Source organism: Duganella sp. GW821-FHT07G03 (assembly GCF_059418605.1).
Genome location: NZ_JBWKQE010000010.1, coordinates 148,154 through 172,326, shown reverse-complemented (window position 1 = coordinate 172,326; position 24,173 = coordinate 148,154). Strand labels below are relative to the sequence as shown.

General features: G+C 62.2%; 17 protein-coding genes. 2 read left to right on the top strand and 15 right to left on the bottom strand.

What is annotated here, in order from left to right; translation table 11 throughout:
* Positions 1-7 precede the first annotated feature (7 nt).
* From AC07OK_RS15450 to aptA, 7 genes are all read right to left on the bottom strand, one after another.
* Positions 8-1,636, bottom strand: a complete 1,629-nt coding sequence (locus tag AC07OK_RS15450; RefSeq protein WP_494691140.1) for a DUF1302 domain-containing protein — start codon at positions 1,634-1,636, stop codon at positions 8-10.
* A 27-nt stretch (positions 1,637-1,663) separates the two neighbouring features.
* Positions 1,664-3,031, bottom strand: coding sequence for a DUF1329 domain-containing protein (locus tag AC07OK_RS15445; protein ID WP_494691190.1), 1,368 nt, complete (start codon positions 3,029-3,031; stop codon positions 1,664-1,666).
* 122 nt (positions 3,032-3,153) lie between these two features.
* On the bottom strand, positions 3,154-4,647 hold the full coding sequence (locus tag AC07OK_RS15440) for an aldehyde dehydrogenase family protein (RefSeq protein ID WP_494691189.1): 1,494 nt from the start codon (positions 4,645-4,647) through the stop codon (positions 3,154-3,156).
* Positions 4,648-4,664: 17 nt separating this feature from the next.
* Positions 4,665-5,870, bottom strand: coding sequence for a saccharopine dehydrogenase family protein (locus AC07OK_RS15435; RefSeq protein WP_494691139.1), 1,206 nt, complete (start codon positions 5,868-5,870; stop codon positions 4,665-4,667).
* A 225-nt stretch (positions 5,871-6,095) separates the two neighbouring features.
* A complete protein-coding gene (locus AC07OK_RS15430) occupies positions 6,096-6,458 on the bottom strand; it encodes a hypothetical protein (protein ID WP_494691138.1) in 363 nt (120 codons plus the stop codon).
* A 63-nt stretch (positions 6,459-6,521) separates the two neighbouring features.
* A complete protein-coding gene (locus tag AC07OK_RS15425) occupies positions 6,522-8,030 on the bottom strand; it encodes a CoA-acylating methylmalonate-semialdehyde dehydrogenase (RefSeq protein ID WP_494691137.1) in 1,509 nt (502 codons plus the stop codon).
* A 25-nt stretch (positions 8,031-8,055) separates the two neighbouring features.
* Positions 8,056-9,387 carry an omega-aminotransferase AptA gene (aptA, locus tag AC07OK_RS15420; RefSeq protein ID WP_494691136.1) on the bottom strand — a complete coding sequence of 444 codons (1,332 nt, stop codon included), beginning with the start codon at positions 9,385-9,387 and terminating at the stop codon, positions 8,056-8,058.
* Between the two features lie 94 nt (positions 9,388-9,481).
* On the opposite strand from aptA, the gene AC07OK_RS15415 reads away from it, so the two are divergent.
* The gene (locus tag AC07OK_RS15415; protein ID WP_494691135.1) at positions 9,482-10,408 is read left to right on the top strand and encodes a LysR family transcriptional regulator; all 927 of its coding nucleotides are present in this window, start codon (positions 9,482-9,484) and stop codon (positions 10,406-10,408) included.
* Here the strand turns inward: AC07OK_RS15415 and gabD are convergent.
* A complete protein-coding gene (gabD, locus tag AC07OK_RS15410) occupies positions 10,405-11,862 on the bottom strand; it encodes an NADP-dependent succinate-semialdehyde dehydrogenase (RefSeq protein ID WP_494691134.1) in 1,458 nt (485 codons plus the stop codon). The two genes, AC07OK_RS15415 and gabD, sit on opposite strands and share 4 nt — an antisense overlap.
* 10 nt (positions 11,863-11,872) lie before the next feature.
* Complete coding sequence (locus AC07OK_RS15405) at positions 11,873-13,141, bottom strand: 4-aminobutyrate--2-oxoglutarate transaminase (RefSeq protein ID WP_494691133.1); 1,269 nt, start codon at positions 13,139-13,141, stop codon at positions 11,873-11,875.
* Between the two features lie 118 nt (positions 13,142-13,259).
* On the opposite strand from AC07OK_RS15405, the gene pdxR reads away from it, so the two are divergent.
* Positions 13,260-14,744 carry a MocR-like pyridoxine biosynthesis transcription factor PdxR gene (pdxR, locus tag AC07OK_RS15400; protein WP_494691132.1) on the top strand — a complete coding sequence of 495 codons (1,485 nt, stop codon included), beginning with the start codon at positions 13,260-13,262 and terminating at the stop codon, positions 14,742-14,744.
* A 13-nt stretch (positions 14,745-14,757) separates the two neighbouring features.
* On the opposite strand, the gene AC07OK_RS15395 is transcribed toward pdxR, so the two are convergent.
* The 6 genes from AC07OK_RS15395 to AC07OK_RS15370 form a co-directional block, all read right to left on the bottom strand.
* On the bottom strand, positions 14,758-15,744 hold the full coding sequence (locus tag AC07OK_RS15395) for a hypothetical protein (protein WP_494691131.1): 987 nt from the start codon (positions 15,742-15,744) through the stop codon (positions 14,758-14,760).
* Between the two features lie 2 nt (positions 15,745-15,746).
* On the bottom strand, positions 15,747-16,721 hold the full coding sequence (locus AC07OK_RS15390) for a hypothetical protein (RefSeq protein WP_494691130.1): 975 nt from the start codon (positions 16,719-16,721) through the stop codon (positions 15,747-15,749).
* Between the two features lie 23 nt (positions 16,722-16,744).
* The gene (locus tag AC07OK_RS15385) at positions 16,745-17,728 is read right to left on the bottom strand and encodes a hypothetical protein (protein WP_494691129.1); all 984 of its coding nucleotides are present in this window, start codon (positions 17,726-17,728) and stop codon (positions 16,745-16,747) included.
* Positions 17,729-17,807: 79 nt separating this feature from the next.
* A complete protein-coding gene (locus tag AC07OK_RS15380; protein WP_494691128.1) occupies positions 17,808-18,809 on the bottom strand; it encodes a hypothetical protein in 1,002 nt (333 codons plus the stop codon).
* Positions 18,793-21,129, bottom strand: coding sequence for a glycoside hydrolase family protein (locus AC07OK_RS15375; protein ID WP_494691127.1), 2,337 nt, complete (start codon positions 21,127-21,129; stop codon positions 18,793-18,795). The genes AC07OK_RS15380 and AC07OK_RS15375 overlap by 17 nt, the downstream gene beginning before the upstream one ends.
* A 41-nt stretch (positions 21,130-21,170) precedes the next feature.
* Entirely contained in the window at positions 21,171-24,167 is a 2,997-nt protein-coding gene (locus tag AC07OK_RS15370) for a type VI secretion system Vgr family protein (protein ID WP_494691126.1), read from the bottom strand.
* Positions 24,168-24,173: the final 6 nt, after the last annotated feature.

Here is a 24,173-nt window from a genome sequence, read left to right as displayed (position 1 = left end):
GATCCGGTCAGAAGTTGCGCGAAAGGGTCAGGCCGACGAAACTGCGGTCGCGGTAAGGCTGGCCGAACACCGAGTTGCCCCCCATGAAGCGGCCGTAGTTGATGGCCGCCTGCCAGTTGGCCGGGTTCTGGATGAAGCTGACCGTGAAGTTGACCGACTGCGCCCCCTTCATGAACGTCGCCGCGCCGTTGGGCGTGCGGCCGTTGAGCGCGCGGAAGTAGTACACCTCCGGCACCACCTGCCAGCCGGGGATCAGCGTGCCGTCGTAGACCCAGCTGAAGTCGAAGTTCACGCCCGACGAATTGCGCGTGCCCACCGCCTTCGGCATGCCAGCGGCCGAATACTCCTGGCCCCAGCCCCAGCCGCCGGCCGACACCAGGTCGTCGCCATACTGGCTTTGCAGGTCCGGGAAGCGGATCGCCACGGCCTCGGCCATGAAGTTGCCGGAATCGGCGTGCAACAAGCCCAGCAGGGTCGATGCGGTGTCCGGCGTCAGGCTGAACATGCCGGTGACGGCCGCCTGCATGCGGGTGGTGTCGACCCAGCATTTGCCGCCTTGCGAGGCGCAGCCGGTGGTGGCCGCGTTGATCGTCACGGCGTCTTTCGGACGGTAGGAGAATTCGCCGCCGACCGCCCAGTTACCGACCGGGAAGTTGGCCGACACGCCGTACAGCTTGCGATCCTCGCCGTACACCCAGCCCATCGCGCCGTTCGGGTTGTTGAAGGTGAACGATGGCGACTTGTCGTGGTAGTTGATGGCGTAGGCGCCCAGGTTCAGCTGCGTGCCGGGCGGCTGGTAGCGCAGCGACAGGCCCCACTGGCCGCCGTTCCTGGCCTTGGTCTCTTGCAGGAAGTAGTCGTCGTGGCCGGCGCCGATGCCGTTGTAGTTCGACCAGAAGCTGCCGGTTGGCGGCATGTAGTTGGCGTTCCAGCCCAGCTGCACATAAGCTTCGGCGTTGAAGCCGTTGCCCAGACCGGCGGCCACGCTGACGATAGGCGCCGGCAGGATGGCTTCCTTCAGCTGCGTGCCCGGCTGCGACAAACGCATCAGGTCGACCGCGTTGGTGACGTTGATGCCGCCGGGGATGAACAGGCTCTCGCCCCAGCTGATCACCTGGTTACCGGCACGGATGCGCAGCATGTGGCCGTCGAGGTCGAAGCGCTTGCTGATCCACAGGTCCAGCACGCGGGCCTTGAAGCGCAGGTCCTTGCGGGCATCGTCGGACAGGTTGCCGTCCAGGCCGGGCGGCGTGCCGGCGCTGGTCCAGCCGGTGGTGTGGGTGGCAGTAAAATCACGCAGCCAGCTGACCCGGCCCATCGCGGTGATGCCTTCCGGGAAGCTGAGCAGCAGCTCATGCGAGCCCTTCAGGTAGGTGGTGAAGGCATCGCCCTTGCCGTAGTTCAGGTCGCCCTGGTCGCCGAGGCCGCTGGTTGGCGACAGCTGGCCTTCCGGGCCGCCGGTGTTGCCAGCGCTGACCAGGGTCGGATTCGGACCACGGGTGCGGATGCCGGTGCCGATGCTGATGGTGGAATCGAAACTGCCCTTGACGTACTCGTTGCTAAAGGTTTCGGCGCGCGCGCCCAGGCTGGCGACGGACGTGCCGATCGCGCAGGCCATGATAAATGGCTTGTTCATTGAATGCTCCAGAATGTAGTGGACGGATCAGCGGTCGCTGATGGCGCGCAGGTTTTCCGAGGTGTAGAAGGACGCCTTGGTGCGTTCGCCACGGCTTTCCGTCAGCCACTTGACGTCGACGCCAGCGCCGACGGTGGTGAAGTCGAAGACGTAGCGGCCTTCCGGCAGGTTGTACTGGCTAAAGGCCAGCACATCGCAGGTGCCCGTCTCGTACACCGGTACCAGATAGCCTTCACGAACCTTCCACAGCGCGCCCTGGACGTCGTAGTCCTCGGCCAATACTGCATTCCAGCTGTCTTCATCGAGGTAGTAGGTGCGCTTCGGCGACACGTGGCGCGCGCCCTGCTTCACGGTCGCTTCCAGCACCCACACGCGGTGCAGCTCGTAGCGGCGGGCGCTGGCGACCAGCGCGTTGCGGCCGACCACATCGGCGATCTTGGCCTTGAAGTCATACGCGCCGAAGGTGTTGTACGGCACCAGCACTTCCTTCTTGCCGATGATCTTCCAGTCGAAGCGGTCAAGCGTGCCGGTGAACATCGCGGTCTCGTCCAGCAAGTACTGGTTCTCGAAGCCGATCTGCGGCGCATCGTAGGCATAGGCCGGCAGGCGGCGCACGCGGCGTTGGCCGGGGAAGTAGTAGAAGGTTTCGTTGCTCGCACTGTCGAACAGGATGTTCGCGGCCAGCGCCTGGCCGGCCAGCGCGGCCGGCGACTTGTAGGTGAAGTAGGTGAAGTACTCGACGTTGCCGACATCGCTCAGGTTGAACGAGCCCTTTTTCCCGGTCGGGAAGAAATAGTTCTGCTCGTAGCCGGCCGTGATCCAGTCTTCGCTGCCACGGCGTGGCGACACCAGCGTGTAGCCATTCTGGTATTCGACGCCGACGCCACGATAGCGCAGCTTCATGTTCATCATCGCCTGCGCCCCGGTGGTCGGCAGCGGGAATGGGATGCCGGGGACGACGGCGGTCTTCAGGCTCCAGCCGTCGGCGCCCATCTTGGCGGTGGCGACGTTCTTGCGGGTGTTGTCGGCGACAAAGTCCGGCACGCCGCAGCTGCGGCGGGTTGGGTAGACGTCCATCTGGAAGCCGGGATTCTGCTTCAGCAGCGCCATCTGGCCGGGCGTCAGCACGTCGGCGTGCTGGGCCATGTTGGCGGCGTTGATGGTGTACTGGGAGGCGTCGTTCTTGTACTTCCAGAATTCCTTGCGCGGCTTGCCCCAGGCCCAGCCGTCGGTGGACTGGACTTCGTTTTTCCAGGCCGGGATGCGGCCGTCCTTGCTGCCTGCCATTTCCGCGCCCAGCGGGGTCAGCGTGGTGCCGAGCTGGGTCGCGTCGGCGGCCATTGCCGCGCCGCTGGCGCCGGCCAGCCACATGCCGCCGAGTATCAAGCGGCGCATGACGCCGTAAGTTGTTTGCTTAGCCATCTTCTTGTCTCCGATTTGATTATTTTTATGTGCAGACTATAACCGAATAAATATTCAGTTTTCTACACGTTTTTTGTACAGCGTTGTAAATTGGACTATTTGCTTTCCACTGCCGCCGGCTGGTACCAGTTCCAGTCGGCGTTGGAGTCGAAGCGGGTGATCTGCTTCACCTCCAGATAGGCCACGTACCCGTGCCGCCCCAGCTCGCGGCCAATGCCGGAGGCTTTGTAGCCACCCCACGGCAGTTGGGTAAAGGTGGGCTGCGAGCAGTTGATCCACACCACGCCTGCGCGCAGCTCTTTCGCCACCCGTTCGCACCGCTCCAGGTCGGCCGACATCACCGCTCCGGCCAGGCCGAAGCGGCTGTCGTTGGCGACGGCGACCGCTTCGGCTTCGGTGTCGAACGGCCGCACGCACAACACCGGCCCGAACACTTCCTCACGCCAGATCCAGCTGTCGAGCGGGACGTCGGCGAAGATGGTCGGTTGCACGAAATAGCCGCGCATCAGTTGCGGTGGGCTGCAACCGCCGCTGACCAGCCGGGCGCCTTCGGCCCTGCCGCGCTCGATACCTTCCAGTACCCGGCGCCGCTGCGCATCCGACACGATGGGCCCCATCTGCACGCCGTCGAGATCGCCTGGGCCGATCAGGATGCGCTGCGCCGCCGTGACCAGCCGCGCCAGCAAAGCCTCGTAGATCGGCCGTTCCACCAGCAGACGCGAGGTGGCGGAACAGATCTGCCCCTGGTTCCAGAACACGCCGAACTGTATCCACTCGACCGCCTTGTCGAGATCGCAGTCGGCAAACACGATGAAGGGCGATTTGCCGCCCAGCTCCAGGCTGACGTTGCGGATGCCCGGCGCGGCCGCCTGCATCACCCGCGTGCCGGTCGCCTGCGAGCCGGTGAAGGCCAGCTTGTCGACCCCGGCATGCATGCTCAGCGGGACGCCGGCGTCCGGCCCGGTTCCCGTCAGCAGGTTGAATGCGCCCGCCGGCAGGCCGGCTTCGTGCAGGTAGTGCGCCAATGCGCCGCAAGTCAGCGGGCACAACTCGGACGGTTTGAGCACCACGCAGCAACCGGCCGCCAGCGCCGGCGCCACCTTCCACGCCGCCATCAGCAGCGGGAAATTCCACGGGGTGATGGCGCCCACCACGCCCAGCGGCTCCTTGCGAACCGTGCAATGGAAGCGCTCGTCGCCCACATCGTGCGTTGCTTCGCCTTCGGCCTCGACCTGTTCGGCCATGTCGGCGTAGTAGTCGAAGCAGTAGGCGGCGTCGGCGATGTCGCCGCGCGCTTCCTTCAGCGGCTTGCCGTTGTCGCGCATTTCCAGGTTTGCCAGTTCTTCCAGGTCGGCGCGGATGGCGCCGGCCACCAGCCGCAGCACGGCGGCGCGCTGGGCGGCCGGCATGCGCGGCCACGGGCCGTGGTCGAAGGCGCGACGGGCGGCGGCCACGGCGGCATCGACATCGGCCTCGGTCGCGGCGGCGGCCAGCGCGAAGCAATCGCCGGTGGCCGGATCGATCACTTCCAGAAAGCCGCCACGGGCCGGTTCGACCAGGGCGCCGTCGATATAAAGCAGGTTGCGCATCATTGCTCTCCGCCCCCTCAGCCGATGTCGCGCGTCATGGTGATGTCGAATTCGCGCTTCTCCGCTTCGCGGAAATAGCTGACCGCGCTGAAGTACGCTTCCGGTGCGTACACGCCGGGACGACGCTGCTCGCTCAGCATCAGCTGCACCGCGATCGACGCATTCATCGACGTGGCCGCGTCCACATAGCCTTCGTACATGGCGTTGGGACGGACGATGACCTGGCAACGCGCCGTCGCGGCCTTGCCGCCAACGCGGCCACGGCCGATGGCGAAGTGGATCTCGTGGCTTTTCTGTTGAGGAATACGCTCCTGGTTCTCGGCGATATTGCGCTGGATGACGGCGTTGAGCACATCGAGCGGACGCACCGCGACGCCGTTGATGTCCACCGTGCGGTCGAAGTCGCCGAAACCGGCCTTGACCAGGCCTACCCACGCCTCGTGCTCGCGATTCGGCAGGTGCAGCTTCCAGGTGAATTCCTTGATGCCTTTTTCGCGGATACCGTCGGCCAATGGCACGGTCAGCTGCTCGGAGTGGATCGAGTACATGAACTCGCAACGGCCCCACGGCGCCGGCAGGTCGATGGTTTCGGTGCCGGTCTGCGGCGCGCATTCGACATGGCGACCGTCGAGGAACTGCAGGCACGGATGGGCATACTCGGCCAGCACGGTAGACACGCTGTACGGCGGCACCAGTATCGGATTCTCGTCGCCGGTCAGGGTCGCTGCCCAGTACAGGTTGATGCTGTCGATCTCGTCCAGTTCGTCGGCCACGGCGCGGCAGATCACGTTCGACATGCCAGGATCGGCGCCCACGCCCAGCACTGCCACCACGCCAGCATCACGGAAGCGCTGCTGCCATTGCAGCTGCTTGACGGTGTAGGTGCCCAGGCCGCCCAGGTCCACGTAGTCGACGCGGGCGCCGAGCGCCGCTTCGAAGATCGCCATCTGGTGCCCGGCCAAGGTCGGCACGGAGTTGACGCAGATGTCGGAACCGGCCAGCGCACTTGCCAGCGCCGTCGGGTTGGCCACGTCCAGGTCGTGCAAGGTCAGGCGGGCATCGCCCAGTTCGTCGCGCAGCGCGGTCATGCGGCTGCGGTCGCTGTCGAATACCCGTACTTCGCCGATCTCGACAATGCTGCGGTCGGACAGCAGGTCACGAATGATGCCCTGCCCCATCATGCCGCCGCCGCCCAGGATGGAGATGATTGCCTTCTTTGCCATTGGTAGTGCTCCTTTATCGTTTGCATCACAAACCGAACAATTAGTCGGCTTTTGAAAAATAGTACCTGAAAAGCGGATCAAGTCCGCAAATACTTTTGTAAAAACTGATCTTTTATTCGCTTTTTTACGACAGCTGCGGCTGCCTTGCGAACACGCGAACGCGAACGCCCCGCTCACTCCGGCAGGAGTGGCAGGGCTAGCTTGAACGGTCTCCCGAACCGACGATTATTGCGAGTCGTCGAACTTGATGATGCCGGCGATTTTCTTCTGCAGCTCTTCGCTGAGCTGGCGCGTTTCCCCTAATTCATTGCCTGCCACCATGACGACCGCAGTTGCGCGCGGCGCCGTGTTGACGCAAGTAATGGCGACGTAGGCATTGCCACGTGAACCGGCCACCTCCATGCTTGATACCCGTATGCCCTGCATGCCGGCGCCATGCATTGCGTCGGACGCGAATCCCAGACAGGTTTTAACGGAGCCGCTCTTGACTGGCGTCTTGGTCCAGTACAGCGCGACGGCCCCCGCCTCGGACGCCGCCACAGCGCCGATGAACACCAGGAGGACGAGCTTGCCAGCAGGGTTCTTCATGATGTCTCCAAAGATGATTGTCGAGATCAATTAGACCTGCCGTTCAGGCGCGAGTTCGACTCCTTACTGATTCGATGGGAAGCTGAACACCGCGGCTTCACGCAGGCCTGCGGAAGGCCAACGCTGGGTGATCGTCTTGCGCCGGGTGTAGAAGCGCACGCCGTCTGGGCCGTACGCGCCGAGATCGCCGAACAGCGAACGCTTCCAGCCACCGAAGGAGTGATAGGCCACCGGCACCGGCAACGGCACGTTCACGCCCACCATGCCGACCTGGATGCCGTCGCTGAAGTAGCGTGCCGCCTCGCCGTCGCGGGTGAAGATGCAGGTGCCGTTGCCGTACTCATGCACGTCGATCAGGTCCATCGCGGCCTGCAGCGAGGCCACCCGCACCACGCCCAGCACCGGGCCGAAGATCTCTTCCTGGTAGATGCGCATGTTTGGCGTCACGTGGTCGAACAGACACGGGCCGAGGTAGTAGCCGTCCTCGTAGCCCTTCGGAAGTTCGATCTCGCGGCCGTCGACCAGCAGCGTCGCACCTTCGGCCACGCCATTCGCCACATAGGCGCGCACCTTGTCGTAGTGCTGGCGCGTGACCAGTGGCCCCATGTCGCTGCGCGCATCGTCGCCGGGGCCGACGCGCATCTTGCCGATCTCGGTACGCAGGCCGGCGATCAGGGCGTCGGCCGCGACGTCGCCCACCGCCACCAGCAGCGGGATCGCCATGCAGCGCTCGCCGCATGAACCGTAGGCCGCGCCCATCAATGCGCTGACCGCTTGGGGTATGTCGGCATCAGGCATGACGACCGCGTGATTCTTGGCGCCGCCGAGCGCCTGCATGCGCTTGCCCTGCGCGGTGCCGGTGGCGTAAATGTATTGGGCTATCGGGGTCGAGCCGACGAAGCTGATCGCCTGTACGCGCGTATCCAGCAACAGCGCATCGACCGCCTCCTTGTCGCCGTTGACGACGTTGAGCACGCCCGGCGGCAGGCCCGCCTCCAGCGCCAGGCGGGCGATCAGCAAGGTCGACGACGGATCGCGTTCCGACGGCTTGAGCACGAAGGTGTTGCCGCAAGCGATGGCCAGCGGCCACATCCACAATGGCACCATCGCCGGGAAGTTGAACGGCGTGATGCCTGCCACCACGCCCAGCGGCTGCATCTCGCTCCAGGAATCGATGGACGGGCCGGCGTTCTTGCTGTGCTCGCCCTTCAGCAACTCCGGCGCGTAGCTGGCGTATTCGATGTTCTCGATGCCGCGCTGGAGCTCCCCCATCGCGTCGCTGAGCACTTTGCCGTGTTCGGCCGTGATGAGCTGGCAGATCTCGTCGGCGTGCTGTTCCAGCAGCTGCTTCAGATTGCTCATGACGCGCGCGCGCTTCAGCGGCGGCGTGTTGCGCCAGGCCGGAAACGCGGCCTGCGCCGAGGCGATGGCGGCTTCGACGGTCTGGCGGTCGGCCAGCAGCACGCGCTTTTGCGCCGCGCCGGTGGCCGGGTTGTAGACGTATTGCGAACGGCCGGTGCCGTAGACGTCCTGGCCGTCGATCAAGTGGCCGATGAGGTTGTTCGATTCCATATGCGGTGTTCCTGTGGTGGTTGCTTCAAGCGGTTTCGTGAATGGCTTCGCCTAGCGCGGAGACCAGGCTGTCGATCTCGGCGGGAGTGGAAATGAATGGCGGCGCCAATTGGATGGTGTCGCCGCCGTAGCGCACGTAAAAGCCCTTGCGCCAGCACTTCATGGCGATCTCGTACGGCCGGCGCGCCGGTTCGCCCGGCAGCGCGGCGATGGTCAGGCCGGCGGCCAGGCCGATGTTGCGGATGTCGGTGACGTGCTTGCTGCCCTTAAGGCTGTGCACGGCGTCTTCGAAATGCGGCGCCAGCCCTTGCACCCGCTCGATCATCTGCTCGCTGACCAGCACGTCCAGCGCCGCCAGGCCCGCCGCACAGGCGACCGGATGCGCCGAGTAGGTGTAGCCGTGCGCGAATTCGACCATGTATTCCGGGCCGCCATTTGCCATGAAGGTGTCGTAGATCTCCTTCGATGCCAGCACGGCGCCGAGCGGCTGCGCGCCGTTGGTCACCTGCTTGGCGAGGTTCATGATGTCCGGCGTGACGCCGAACGCCTGCGCGGCGGTGTAGGCGCCAACGCGGCCGAAGCCGGTAATGACTTCATCGAAAATGAGCAGGATGTTGTGGGCGGTGCAGATCTCTCGCAGGCGCTGCAAATAGCCTTTCGGCGGTATCACCACGCCGGCCGAACCGGAGAATGGTTCAACGATGACGGCAGCGATATTCGAGGCATCATGCAGCGCGATCAGGTCGAGCAGCTCGTCCGCCAGCTCGATGCCATGCTTGGGCATGCCGCGCGAGAAAGCGTTCTGCTTCAGTTGAGTGTGCGGCAGGTGATCGGCCTGGATACCCTGGCCGAACATCTTGCGGTTGCCGGCGATGCCGCCGACGGAAATGCCGCCGAAATTAACGCCGTGATAGCCCTTCTCGCGGCCGATCAGCACGGTCTTGCTGGCCTGCCCCTTGGCACGCCAGTAGGCACGCGCCATCTTCAGCGAGGTGTCCGCCGCCTCCGAGCCGGAGCCGGTGAAGAAGACGTAATCGAGTCCGTCGGGCGTCAGCTCCTTCAGGCGGTTGGCCAGCGCGAACGACTGCGGGTGTCCGAACTGGAAGGCCGGCGCGTAGTCCAGCGTTGCCATCTGGCGGCTGACGGCTTCGGTGATTTTCGGGTGGCCGTGGCCGAGGCCGCTGCACCACAGGCCCGACAGGCCGTCGAAGATACGGCGGCCGTCGGCGTCGGTGTAGTAGCTGCCCTGCGCGCCGACGATGATGCGAGGGTCGGATTTGAAATTGCGGTTGCCGGAGAACGGCATCCAGTGCGCCTCCAGCCAAGCGGCGTCGGTGCGGGTGTCGCCTTGCTTCATGTTTGTCTCCTGATAAAAAGCGTCGATGACATCGATTTTAGGGTAAGATTTCACTTCCATATTTATCAACCTATCAATTCTTAGTTAGCGATTTATGCAACCAAAGACCAAGGCGGTACTGGGACAGTTGAGCGACATGGATTTCCGCTTGCTGCAAGTGTTTAAAAGCGTGGCCGATTGCGGCGGCATGGCTGCGGCCGGGCTGGAGCTCAACATCGGCATCTCCACGGTCAGCCGGCATGTGAAGGATCTGGAAGAACGGCTGAAGCTGCGCCTGTGCAGCCGTGGCCGGGCCGGCTTTGCGCTGACCGCCGAGGGCGAACGTATCTACGAGGAGACCCAGCGCCTGCTGGCTTCCGCCGACATCTTTCGCGCCAGCGTGGACGACATCCATCGCCGCATGGGCGGCCAGCTGCATGTGGCGGTGTTCGATAAAACGGCCAGCAATCCGGCCTGCAAGATCAGCGAGGCGATTGCCTTGTTTGCCGAATTGGCGCCGGATGTGGCGCTGAACTTCCATGTCGCGACGATCAATATGATTGAACGCGGCGTCATCGACGGCCAGTTCCAAGTGGGGATTATTCCGGCCCACCGCAGTTCGGAGAGCCTGAGCTACGATACGCTGTTTGGCGAGACGATGCTGCTGCACTGCGGCGCGGATCATCCGCTGTTTGCGCGGGCTGACGCGAGCTTGGATTGGCAAGGCATCCGCAGCTATCAGTTCGCGGGACTGGGCTATCACTCGCCGAATATGGAGATCAGCCAGCAGGTGCGGCTGCCGCGCAAGGCCACGGGCTTCGACCAGGAATCTATCGCCACGCTGATCTTGTCCGGCAAGTACCTGGGGTTCCTACCGGACCATTATGCGCGGGGCTTTGTTGCGGACGGCAAGATGCGCGCCGTGCATCCGGCGCTATTCCGCTACGAGTGCGATTTCGTCGCGATATTGCGCGGCTCGCCCCGTCCGTCGCGGGTTGCGCTCGCGTTCCAGCAATGCCTGCTGGATGCGCACGCTCGTTAGAGTCCGCCCAGGCAGACGTACTTCATCACCAGATAGTCGTCGATGCCGTGGCGCGACCCTTCGCGCCCAAGGCCGGATTGCTTGACGCCGCCGAACGGTGCGATCTCGTTGGAGATCAAGCCGGTGTTGACGCCGACCATGCCGCTCTCCAGCCCCTCCGCCACGCGCCAGATGCGGCCGATGTCGCGCGAGTAGAAGTAGCTGGCCAGGCCAAACTCGGTGTCGTTGGCCAGCGCGATGACTTCCTCGTCGGTTTTGAAACGGAACAGCGGCGCCAGCGGGCCGAAGGTTTCCTCGGTGGCGACGATCATGTCGCTGGTGACGTCGGCGATCACGGTCGGCTGGAAGAAGCTGTGACCCAGCGCGTGCCGTTTGCCTCCGGCCAGCAGACGGCCGCCCTTGGCCAGTGCATCGGCCACGTGCTGCTCAACCTTTTGTACCGCCTTCTCGTCAATCAGCGGGCCTTGCGTCACGCCCTCTTCCGCGCCGTTGCCGACCTTGAGCTTGGCCACGGCGGCCACCAGCTTTTCGGCGAACTGCTCGTACACGCCGTCCTGCACGTAGATGCGGTTGGCGCAGACGCAGGTCTGGCCGGCGTTGCGGTACTTGGAGGCCAGCGCGCCCTCCACCGCCGCATCGAGGTCGGCGTCGTCGAACACGATGAAGGGCGCGTTGCCGCCCAGTTCTAGCGACAGCTTCTTGATGGTCTTGGCGCTCTGCTCCATCAGCAGACGGCCTACCGCCGTCGAGCCGGTGAAGGTCAATTTGCGCACGGTGGGGTTGGAAGTCATCTCCACGCCGATTTCTTTCGGCGTGCCCGTCACCACGCTGAACACCCCGGCCGGCACGCCGGCCCGTTCAGCCAGCAGGACCAGCGCCAGCGCGGAGTACGGTGTCGATTCGGCGGGTTTGAGCACCATCGGACAACCGGCGGCCAGCGCCGGGCCGGCCTTGCGGGTGATCATCGCGATCGGGAAGTTCCATGGCGTGATGGCGGCGCACACGCCGATCGGCTCCTTGGTCACCAGCAGGCGGCGGTCCGGCCACGGCGAGGCCAGCGTTTCGCCGGACACGCGCTTGGCTTCCTCGCCGAACCATTCGATGAAGGAGGCACCGTACGCCACCTCGCCGCGCGACTCGGCCAGCGGCTTGCCCTGCTCGGCCGTCATCAGCTGCGCCAGGTCCTCGGCGTTCGCCAGGATCAGGTCATTCCACTTGCGCAGGATGGTGGCGCGCTCCTTGGCGCTCTTCTTGCGCCAGGCCGGCCACGCGGCGTTGGCGGCGGCGATGGCGCGGCGCGTTTCGGCGGTGCCCATCAGCGGCACGGTGCCTAGTTGCTCGCCGGTGGCGGGATTGGTCACGGCCAGCGTGGCGCCGCCATCTGCATCGCTCCACTCGCCGTTGATGTAAGCCTGCTGGCGCAGCAGGGATGGATCTTTTAACGTCAATTTCATTGGTTTCTCCTTATGCGCGCAGGGCTGCGTCGAGGATGTCGAGCGCTTCGTCCAGCACCGCGTCGCCTATCGTCAACGGGCACAGGAAGCGTATCACCTGGCCGTAGCCGCCGCAGGTCAACAGCAGCAAGCCCTTGCTCATCGCGTGCGCCTGGACCTTCTTGGTGAAGGCGGGATTCGGCGCGCCGGTCTGCGGGTCGCTGAACTCCACCGCCAGCATCGCGCCGATGCCGCGCACCTCGGCGATCTCAGGAACATCGGCGCGGGCCGCTTCCAGCCTATCGCGCAGGCGCTGCGCCACCGTTGCCGCGCGTTCGCACAGGCGCTCCTCTTCGATCACGTCCAGCACCGCGTGCGCCGCCGCCACCGCCAGCGGATTGCCGCCGTAAGTGCCACCCAGACCGCCCGGTCCCGGCGCGTCCATGATCTCCGCGCGCCCGCACACCGCCGACAGCGGCAAGCCGCCGGCCAGGCTCTTGGCCATCGTCATCAGGTCCGGCACCACGTCGTAGTGGTCCATCGCGAACATCTTGCCGGTGCGGGCGAAGCCGGTCTGGATCTCGTCGGCGATCAGCAGGATGCCATGGGTGTCGCACAGCGCGCGCAAGGCCCGCATGAATTCCGGCGGCGCGACGTAGAAACCGCCCTCGCCCTGCACTGGCTCGATGATGATGGCTGCCACCCGCTTCGGTTCGATGTCGGCCTTGAACAGCGTGTTCAACGCGGCCAAGGACTGCTCCACCGTCACGCCGTGCAGCGCATTGGGGAACGGCACATGGAACACTTCGGCCGGGAATGGACCGAAGCCGGTCTTGTAGGGTTCGACCTTGCCGGTCAGCGCCATGCCCATCATGGTGCGGCCGTGGAAACCGCCGCTGAAGGCGATCACGCCCGCGCGGCCGGTGGCGGAACGGGCGATCTTGATGGCGTTCTCGACCGCCTCGGCGCCGGTGCTGAAGAAGGCTGTCTTCTTGGCGTGGTCGCCCGGCGTGATCTGGTTGATCTTCTCGGCCAACGCGACGTAGGAGGCGTAAGGCACGATCTGATAGGCGGTATGGCTGAAGCGCTGCAACTGTTCGCTGACGGCGGCCAGTATGCGCGGGTGGCTATGGCCGGTGTTGAGCACCGCGATGCCGGCGCCGAAGTCGATATAGCGGCGGCCTTCGATATCCCACAGCTCCGCGTTCAACGCGCGCTCCGCGTAGAAATCGCACATGACGCCCACGCCGCGCGGGGTGCTCTGGTTCTTGCGCTGCTGCCAATCGCGATTGGTATCCATGCTGCTTCCTGCCATGACGAGTTAAGAAGCACCCATGGTCGCGCTCTTTGGCACCAGTTGATAGTGCCAAATTCAATTTTCAGATGGTACCAAGATTCCGCCCACGCTATACTGGGCCATGCGCACCTTCACCGTATCCGACTACCTGCTGCTGCATCTCGACAAAGCGCCGGTTCAGCCCCGTAATCAGCGGATCTACCAGCTACTGCGTCAGCTCATACTCGACCGCGTGCTGCCGGCCGACACACGCCTGCCGTCGAGTCGCGACCTGGCGCTTCAGTTGGGCCTCTCGCGCAACACCGTCCTGTATGGCTACGAGCAGCTGCTGGCAGAAGGCTATCTGGAGACGCGCGGCAGCGGCGGCACCTACGTGACGGACACCGTGCCGATGCTCGACGGCGCGCCGCCGGCCACTGCGCGCCGCAAGCCCGTGGCGGCCAATGCGCACAGCGTCCTGTCGCGGCGCGGCCGCAAGTTGGTGGCCCATGCCGGCGCCTCCCAGCAGCAATGGGGAGCCTTCGTGCCCGGCGTGCCGGACGTGACGCAGTTTCCGTACAAGACCTGGAACGCGCTGCAATCGCGCATCTGGCGCAACCCGCCGGTCGCCAGCCTGACCTACGGCCATGGCGGCGGCCATCAGCCCTTGCGCGAGGCGCTGGCCAACTACCTGAAGGTGTCGCGTTCGGTGGACTGCACGCCGGAGCAGATCGTCATCACCGGCGGCATCCACCAGTCGCTCGACCTGTGCATGCGCCTGCTCAGCGATCCGGGCGATGCGGCGTGGGTGGAGGATCCCTGCTACTGGGGCGCGCGCAATATGCTGGCGGCGGCGGGCGTGGAGATCCGTCCGGTGGGACTGGACCAGGAAGGCCTCTGCCCGAAGCCGGGCCAGCTGGCGCGGCCGCCGCGCTTCATCTTTGTGACGCCTTCGCACCAGTATCCGCTGGGGACGGTGATGAGCCTGTCGCGCCGCCGCATGCTGCTGGAGTACGCGCAGCGCCACGGTTGCTGGATCATCGAGGATGACTACGACAGCGAGTTCCGCTACGGCGGCCGGCCGCTCGCTTCGCTGCAAGGCATGGACCGGGGCGATCGCGTGCTGTACATGGGCACCTTCAGCAAGACCATGTTTCCCGGCCTGCGGCTGGGCTACCTGGTGCTGCCGGAGGCGCTGGCGCCGGCCTTCGTGACCGGCATGGAAGAGGTGTACCGGTCCGGCCACGCGCCGCTGCAGGCGACGATGGCGGAGTTCATCGAGCGCGGGCACTTCAACGCCCACATCCGCCGCATGCGCCTGCTATATGGAAGCCGGTTGGAGATTTTGCAGCGGGCCATCGCCGCCGAGTTCCCGCCGGAACAGGTGTACGCGGCCGGCGCCGACACCGGCCTGCACCTGACCCTGTACCTGCCGCCTGGCTGCGACGACCGGGCGGTCGCACAAACGGCGCAGCAGATGGGCATCGCGGTACGGCCGTTGTCGGGCTACTACCATCAGCAGGCGCGCAGCCAGTCGGGATTAGTGCTGGGCTATGCCTGCGTGGAATCGGCCCATATCGCACCGGCGTTCGCGCAGCTGGCGCGGGCGATACGCGCTCACCTTTGAGCGCGCATGCAGATTACAGCGGCTTGAACTTGCCGCTTTCGGTCAGCCTGGCCATAGGGGTACCCTCTAGCATGCAGACATAGTCGCGGTTCATATCGCAGCCCTGAATCTGATCGACCACCTTGCCGTCTACGATGGAAAGATAGACGCCCGACATGATCTCGCGCGCTTCGTTGCGGACCAGCTCAAAATCGTCCACGCGAACCAGGATCACCTGCTTCATCGGCGCAAACACCATGAACGTTGCCGGAACTTTCTGCTTGAATGGCGGCGAAAATCCTTGGGCATATTCCTGTCCACCTTTCACATAGTCGTGATTGCCGATCAGCTTCATGATCGGATCCGCGCTTTTCGGATCGGCGACATAGGGGAAGTAGTCCGGGGCGCAATTATCGGTGGTCTGCGGCTTGCCTTTGGCGTTCAGGATTTTCGGCAAACAGAAAGAATTGTAGCGCTCGAAACTCATGGGCAGCTTGCTCAGCTTATACGCGGCGACCAGTGCCGCCGCAGGGGCACCAGCGGCAACCGGCGCGGACGAGGCCTCGGCCTGGACCTTGACGTAGGTATAGAACGTGACGCCTATCGGGACCAAAATCCGGTCGCCAACCATAAAGAAATCCAGGATCGGCAACGCGCAACCGGCTGGCTTGTAGGCCAGCATGTAGACTTCCTTGGTTTTTGACAGCGACAAATTCAAATTCTTTGCAAGGAACCTTTCGACCTGTTTTTCCGTGGTGCCCTGCTTGGTAAGCGGCTGAAAAATATCCGAGAAAAAATATTGTTCCGGCGCGAACTTAGCAACACACCCTTCGGACAGGCGGACTTCATCATTATGAATAGACAGAGTTGAGTAGCGCGGTGCCTCGTTGAGTGGTGTCCGACCAAAATAGTCGATCGAACGTTCAAACTTCCAACTGCCTTCCAGCGTTGCAGCATAACCATTCGCGGCTGCAAAAAAGGTGCCGATCGCCAGCCATATTCTCAAAGGTCGCATCATCATTTCTAGTTAAATAACTGGAATTTTCCACTGTCGGTCAGCTTGCCCACTGCTTGATCTCTCGCCATGCAGATATAGTCACGGTTGAATCGACAGCCCGAAATCTGATCAACGATCTTGCCATCAACGATAGAAAGGTAGGCAGGACTCATTACATCGCGTTCTTCATTACGGACTCGTGCAAGGTCATCGACGCGAACCAGAATTACCCCCTTCATCGGAGCAAAAACCAGGAACGTTCCTGGAACTTTCTGCTTGAACGGAGGCGAAAAACCAAAAGTGTAGCGCTGCCCCCACTTTCCATAGTCATGATTGCCGATCAGTTTCATAAGCGGGTCGGCACTCTTGGGGTCTGCGACGTAAGGGAAGAAATCAGGCGCACATTTGTCGGTTGTATGCGGCTGGCCTTTGGGATCGAGGATTTTCGGCATGCACGAAGAAGAGTATAGGTCCGTATCCATCGGGAAGCGAGACAGCTTATACCCGGCGACTATATCCGCCTTCGGTGGCGCAACGAACGAAGACGTCGTTCCCGGCGTGCTTTCGGGCCCGGCCTTCACGTAGGTGTAAAAGGTCACGCCAGCGGCAAATAGAATTCTATCGCCAACCATAAAAAACTTCCTCATTGGCCCTGCGCAGCCCTCAGGCGCAGATTTCAACACATAGACTTCTTGGGTTGTAGAAAGCGACAAATGAAAGTGCTTCAAGAGGAAGTTGTCGACCTGTTTAGCTGAAATACCTTGCTTAGTAAGCGGCTGAAAGGTTTGTGGAAAATAATAAGGGGTTGGACTAAGCTGAGCTACACAGGCGTCGGACAACCTGACTTCGTTGTTGCGAAAAACGATAGTGAAAAATTCGGGCGCCTCGTTGAATGGCATGCCACCAAAATAGCCAGCCGACCGATCAAATTTCCAAGCCCCATCAAGTACCGCCGCCCAAGCGTTTGTGGCTGCATAACAAGTGCAGATAAACAGCCACATCCTTAACATCCAGCACCACTGCATCAATTCGGTGCCTTAAACTTTCCACTATCTGTCAGTTTGGCCACTGGGCTGCCCTCTTCCATGCAGACATAGTCGCGGTTCATATCGCAACCCTGAATCTGATCGACCACCTTGCCGTCTACGATGGAAAGATAGACGCCCGACATGATCTCGCGCGCTTCGTTGCGGACCAGCTCAAAATCGTCCACGCGAACCAGGATCACCTGCTTCATCGGCGCAAACACCATGAACGTCGCCGGCACTTTCCGCTTGAAAGGCGGCGAAAATCCTTGGGCATATTCCTGTCCACCTTTGACATAGTCGTGATTGCCAATCAGCTTCATAATCGGATCCGCGCTTTTCGGATCGGCGACATATGGGAAGTAATCCGGGGCGCATTTATCGGTTGTCTGCGGCTTGCCATTAGCGTTCAGGATTTTCGGCATGCAAAAAGAGTTGTAGCGATCGAAACTCATCGGCAGCTTGCTCAGCTTATACGCGGCGACCAGTGCCGCAGCAGGGGCACCAGCGGCTACCGGCACGGACGATGCCTCGGCCTGGACTTTGACGTAGGTATAGAACGTGACGCCTATCGGGACCAAAATCCGGTCGCCAACCATAAAGAAATCCAGGATCGGCAACGCGCAACCGGCTGGCTTGTAGGCCAGCATGTAGACTTCCTTGGTTTTTGACAGCGACAAATTCAAATTCTTTGCAAGGAACCTTTCGACCTGTTTTTCCGTGGTGCCCTTCTTGGTAAGCGGCTGAAAAATATCCGAGAAAAAATATTGTTCCGGCGCGAACTTAGCAACACACCCTTCGGACAGGCGGACTTGATCATTATGAATAGACAAAGTTGAGTAGCGCGGTGCCTCGTTGAGTGGTGTCCGACCAAAATAGTCGATCGAACGTTCAAACTTCCAAGTGCCCTCCAGATTGACGGCGTTGGCGCTACCACTCAGAAAAGAAACGCAGATAAATAGCGAAGTCAGTAATAATCGCATTGGAATCCTATAGCGTTTACGCACGTAGAGTACGAAAAGAAGGTGGAAGCTGAGCAACCTCCGATGGATGGTCGTCGTATCAATTCAGCTTCTGAAATTTTCCAGTCTCCGTCAGCTTTGCAACTGGCTGTCCCCGTTCGATACAAACAAAGTCGCTATTGAATTGACAGCCTGAAATCTGATCGGCTACTTTGCCTCCCACGATCGAAAGATACACACCCGCCATCACATCGCGTGCTTCATTGCGGACCACTGCGAAGTCATCAACCCGAACCAAAACGACTTGCTTCATCGGTGCAAACACGAGGAACGTTGCCGGAACCTTCTGCTTGAACGGAGGCGAAAAATCAAACGCATATTCCTCCCCGGCCTTCGCATAGTCATGATTGCCGACGAGCTTCATCAGCGGATCGTTACTTTTCGGATCAGCAACGTAAGGAAAGTAATCTGGCCCGCATTTTTCCGTTGTCTGTGGCTGGCCTTTCGCGTTCCGTATTTTGGGCAAGCACGAGGAATAGTACTGCTTGTAATCCAATGGCAAGCGGGACAACTTGTATCCGGCGACAATCGAGACAGGCGAGGCCGCAGCCTCTGGCGCCGCTGCGGTCGATGGCACTCTGACGTAGGTGTAAAAAGTCGCGCCTGTATCTATCAGAATACGGTCACCAACCACAAAGAAGTCCATCATGGGATCGGCGCAGTTCTTGGGCGACTTTAGCCCATAGACCTCTTTCGTCGTCGATAGCGATAGTCGGAAGTGCTTTAAGAGGAAGTAGTCCAACTGTTTAGCCGAGACGCCCTGTTTGCTTAGCGGTTGAAATACATCGGGAAAGAAATAGCGATTGCTACTGATCTGCGCAACGCAGGTAGCCGATAGCTTGACTTCGTTGTTACCAAAAACCAAAGTAGTAAATTCCGGCGGTTGGTTAGCCGGAATTTCGCCGAAGTAGTCAGCAGAACGTTCAAATCTCCAACTACCTTCCGGCGCTCCAGCCCAAGCACCCACGCACACAAAAATAGCGCCGATCGACAACCACATTCTTAAAAATCGCACGGTCATTTCCTTAGTGTTCAGCATCATAGACATTATTCCTGAATAATTTCATTTCAGATTTCCGGCGCTTGACCAAGCCCCCCTCACCACCGTTGGTGATATCGGCGAACTCGTCACAGCAACCGCTGTAATTTCCCGTATTTAGCTTGGCCAACAGTTTTTTGAACTTACTCAGTCCGCCGGTATTAAAGGCTAAACTCACCAACGCGTCAAATTCATGTTGATGCACTGGCGCCTGCACACTTACCAAAATTCTGTTCCGCACCCGTCTTACATCTTCGGCAAAAAGGGCAAGTTCTTCCTCAGCGGTAAAGCCCTTCTCATATATCTTGTACTTCTCGCTGCCCATGCTTTTAAGCTTCGCGCAGGAATTTTTCCCATCGATAAGGTGTCCTATTCCAATAGTACAGAAACCCTTATGGTCATCATAAGGCAACAGATGCTGTATTTTTAAGTCAGCGCTCTCCCAAGTCCGGATAAAATCCAACCCCAATGGCGACACCATAAGCGTCTTGGCGTCTTTTCGTTCGGTCGAAGGCGGACCTGCCTTGGCGCCATTGGACTTCGCTCCCGCCGTTGCGGGTTTAGACGTGGGCACAGGCGGCTTAGGCGCGGCGCCAGGTGGCGGGAGTTCGGGAGTCGCTTCTGGCGCTTTTTCAACCGGTACAGCGACAGGTACTGCTCCAGTTGCTGGGATCTGAGCTGGCGCGGCAGGTTGGACCGCGATGCCACCGCAATTGATTAGGCCAAACCGTGCTTCACGTTTCGCCATTGCAACCATCTTGTCACCATCGGCGGCATCCCGTGTCTTGGCGTAAAAGCGATCGAGCTTGTATCGCTCCTTAAACGTCCGAACATCCATGTGCACCCATTGGTCAGTAATGCTCTGCGGCTCCAGCGAGAGGCGATTAGGCTCGCTCCAATTAGGGTTTGCCCCCATAATGCCAACCAGCACCTTGTTCTTCAACGACTCCAACAAATTGCCGTCCACGTGCTGGTTGTTGCTGGCGCGCTTGAAATGGATGTCACAGGCATCACCAAGGTGATTGATCGTGAAGATATTCATCTGCTTTGCGCGCTTCCAGCAGCGGTAGCCTGATGAAATTTTCGAGAATCTGAAGTCGAGCTGACTTTCTTTTCCGTGCAAATAAAAAATTGCCGCGCGCAAGCTCCAGAAAAGTCCTCGGTGAATCCCCGGTCGCTCTATGCCGGGCTTGCTCGCGCCGTTGTTCAAATGGCCCACAGAACCTGATTCCGTTCGCGCCAACCCAAAGCCAGTACAGCCCTGATTACCCGGATTGTGAGCGTTACATTGGCAAGCCAGATTAGTGTACGGCAGCGGATACTGCACCAGGAAATCGTCGATCGCGGCAAGTACCTTGCCACAGACTTTCCCGGTCTCGGCCACGCCCATATAGTCGCGCTGAAACTGCTTAACCGCGCTTTGCGTAGCGGCCGTGAACTCGTCGAGCGGCGCCGGGGACTGCACTGTGTTACCGAAGCCCATCAAGCGCAGATTGATCTCCTCAACCAACTGACCTTTATCACCGAGCTTGATGCAGCCGCTCTGGTCGCACACTGGGCTTAGGCTGGTTTTCGGCGTACCGTTCTCGCCGCGATCTTCTTCCTTTACGATCGGCACCGGCGTGGTGACGGGCTGCTCCTTAGCCGGGCCTCGCTCGGCATCGGTGTCGGCATTGTCGGGTGCGGCTCCTTGCTGTTCCTTGAGGTCGGCCGGCGGTGCGGCCGGCACCTCCGGAGCCGGCTCAGGCGCAGTTACCGGAGCGGCTACCGGCACAGCTGGCGCAGCCGCAGGTTCAGCAGGCGCAGCAACCGGCGCGGCAGGCTTGCCGTCCGGTCCGTTCGGTACCTTGAGCACCTGATCGATATGCAGGATGCTGGTCAGCGACAAGCCATTCAGCTTGGCCAATTCAGCCGCCGTGGTGCCGAACCGCGGCGCGATCCTGCCCAGCGTATCGCCGTCCTTCACCAGGTAGGTCTTGCGCTTGTAGGCACCCGGCTCGCCCTCGTCCTTCTGCGGCACCAGCTTGTCCTTGCGCTTGCCGCTGGCCAGCTTCATGGTGAAGTCTTCGGACCACGGAATAACTTTCCTTACCAACTTCATTTCTTTGGTGTCGAATTTTTCGACGAACACGCCCAGGATCGTGCCAATGGCGGTAACGAACGGCGCCAGTTTGCCTTCGGCGTCGGTGACGCCCTTGGCGATGATCTTCTCCAGATGCCGGACCTGGTACTTGAGGCCGACAATGTTCTTGCCGGTGGGGTCCACCAGGCGTAAGCCCACCTTGCTTTGAATTGTGTCTGTTGCTGTATTTGGACCGCTCATGATGTACTCTGAAGCTCATTAGGACTGTTAAGGTTTCGGGCTCAGCCGACGATATCGTCGCTTTCGGTCGGATCGATCTCCGCGATCAAATCCCATTCTTCCAGCGACTGGCCATAGAGGACTTCAATTTCCTCGCCCTCCGGTGCGTAGATCTGCGGCGAGCGGCCATGCTGGTCGAGCGATCCGGTCAGGATGCGTTTGTCCGGCATCAGCGCCTTGTAGACGATGCCGGAGAATGCATGCTGGATAAACAGGTCGTGCACATCCAGGCGATTGCTGAACGGGCCAGCCATATTCGCCGCCGGCAGCAACGGCAACTCACGCTCCAGACGCTGCGGCCCGCCGAAATTCTTGGCGCCGGCGCGTATCGTGATCTTGCCCGGGCACTGCACCGTGATGTTGCCGCCCTCGATGGTGATGTTGGCGCCGCCGGCGGTCGACAGCGAAATGCGCTGGGCGGCGGCCCACTCCACATGCGCGTTGGCGCTGACCAGGTTCACTTCATCGCGCGCCTGCACGGTGAGCACGTCCGCCAGCGCCTGCACATCCACCGCATCCTTGGCGGCGATCAGCTGCAGCCCGATACCGCCGTCGCCCGCCTTGACCGCGCCGGCCAGCACGCCGATGGCCTGGCCGCTGTGCATGCGCATCTGGCCGCCGGTGGCGAACTGGGTGTCCTGCCCGCTCATCAGCGTCACGGTTTCGCCGTTCGCCAGTTGCACGTTCTGTCCGGCCGTCACGCCGAGGCCATTCTTGGCGGCGATCGCGATGATGGGGCTGGACATATGGGGAAGCTGGCCGTCGGCGCTCTCCACCATGCCGGAAGCCGCCGCCAGCATCGCCTTGAGCGGCGCCGACTGGCCGGATAGCACGCTGTGATGGGCCTTGGCCGCGCCCTGATGCGCCGCCAGCGCCACGGTCTGGTGAGTGGTGGCGGCCTGGCTGAAGGTCTCGCCCAAGGTGACGGCTTGCTTCAGCATGGCGATCACGGCTGAATTGTCACCCACCGGTTCGCGGCTGCCGGCCTGGTGCGAGATGCCGTAGCTGGACACCAGCAGGCCTGCGCCCGCCCGCACCGTGCCGTAGGCATCGGTGCGCAGTTCGGCGCCGAGGCCGCGGAAGCTGCCGCGATAATTGTCCGCGCCGTGGATCAAATGCCCCAGACTGAGCTCGCTGGCCGCATGGCTGCTCTTCAGCTGGACCCGTCCCTGCGCGTCGGTGTCGTCGAACAGCAGCTGGCTGTAGCCGGTCCCGCCGAACTCCTTGCTGCGCAAGCCCCACTGCGCCGCGCCGTTGCCGTGGCCGGCCATATCGGACGAGGCGCCGTGCCACAGCGGACTGTTGCCGCCGGCAAGGTTGCCTTGCGCCGAAGGCGCATGATCATGCGCCGGCCCAAACAGCGATGCCTGGCTGTCCGCATCCGCCTGCCCGCCCGGCGTCGGCGCAACGCCGCCCTCGCCCTGGCCGTTGTACAAGGCGCCGACGACGATGGGCCGGTCGATATCGTTTTCCAGGAACTGCACCAGCACCTCTTGCCCGATGCGCGGCAGGAACTGGCTGCCCATGCCGCCGCCGGCCGAACGCTGCGCCACCCGCACCCAGCACGTGGCCCTGCCATCGTCCTGCCAGTGGAAGCGGATGCGCACGCGGCCGAGCCGGTCACAATGCAGCTCGTCGGCGCCACCGGCCTGGTCGTTGCCGTCGACACCGACCACGATGGCCGTCTGCGCGCCCGGCGCGGTCGGACGCGGATGGCTGCGGCCGTCGCTGCCCGGCAGTTGCGGACGCCAGGGGACATCGGCGGCGACCGCTTCAAAACAGTTGGCATAGCCGCTCTTGCTGGCCTGCGCCACGGCCAGTGCGAAGTCTTCCGGCATGTGCTCGTGTACGATTTCCTGCAACAGTTCCGGGATCGGACCGAACAGCTCGGCCAACGCCTGCTGCGCCGGCGACGGCAGATTGTTGACGCCGACGCTGGTCACGCGGGTCAGCGTGAAGGCGGCGTTGTCGCCTAGCTGCTGCAAGGGCGCGTGGAGGATCGTGAAGCGGGTGCCGGCCCGCAGCGTGCGCACCGTGGAGCGGCCGCGCCACAACTGGCTGCGCGCTTCCCGCCCTTCCATTTGCAAGCCGGCGTAGCGCCGCGCCTGTTCGGCGTTGGCGTAGGCGTATTGGCCGGCGACGTCGTACGATTCCAACGGCGGCAGCTTGCTGCTGTTCTGCTCGCGGGATGGTGCGTTGGCCGTCACCACCTGCTTGGCTTTGTAGTCGTAGCTCAGCACCGTCGCCATCGAGGCGTTGATGGTGCGCTGCGACGTCAAGGCCTGCACCGTATCCTGGCGCTCGCCGGCACGCGCGTTGTGGTAGCGGATGCCGCCGTCGGCCTCGCTGCTCGGGTCTTCCGGCGTGGCCGTCTGCTGGGTGCTGTCGGCGTAGATCACCGCCGCCGGGCCGTCCGGCCCCTGTTCGAAGCGCCATGCCAGGCCTTCCTCGGTCAGCAGCCGGCGCACGAACTCGAGATCGGACTCGCGGTACTGGCAGCAATAACTGCGTGGCAGGGCGCCATCCATGAATGGCGCGGTCTCGTCGCTCCAGCGCCACTGCGCCAGCGGCAAATACCCTTCGAACACGGATTCGACGATCTCCATCACCGTCTTGTCTTGCCATACGCGGCTGTTGCACACCTGGGCCATGCGCCACATCCAGGGCGACAGGCGCAGCCGGTAGCGCGCCAGGCCGCCCTCGCTGCCCAGCATGGCCACCTGGCTGATGTCGCCGGCGAACGTGGCACGGGTGCCGTCCGCCAGGCTCACCGCCAGACTGGCGGGCTGGCCCAGCAGTGGCGCAAGCTCCAGATGGGCATCGGTCGACACCGCGATGATGTCGCGCGCGCCTATCCCCTGCACAATATCGTCGGCGGCAAAGGCCTCGACCATCAGTCCGTCAGGGCCCGATTCGCCATCGCCCACAGTGAGGGCGTAAAGCCGGGACTCGGCCGAGAACTGGGCCAAGGTTGCGTAAATCTGCTCTATGGGTTGCATGAATGG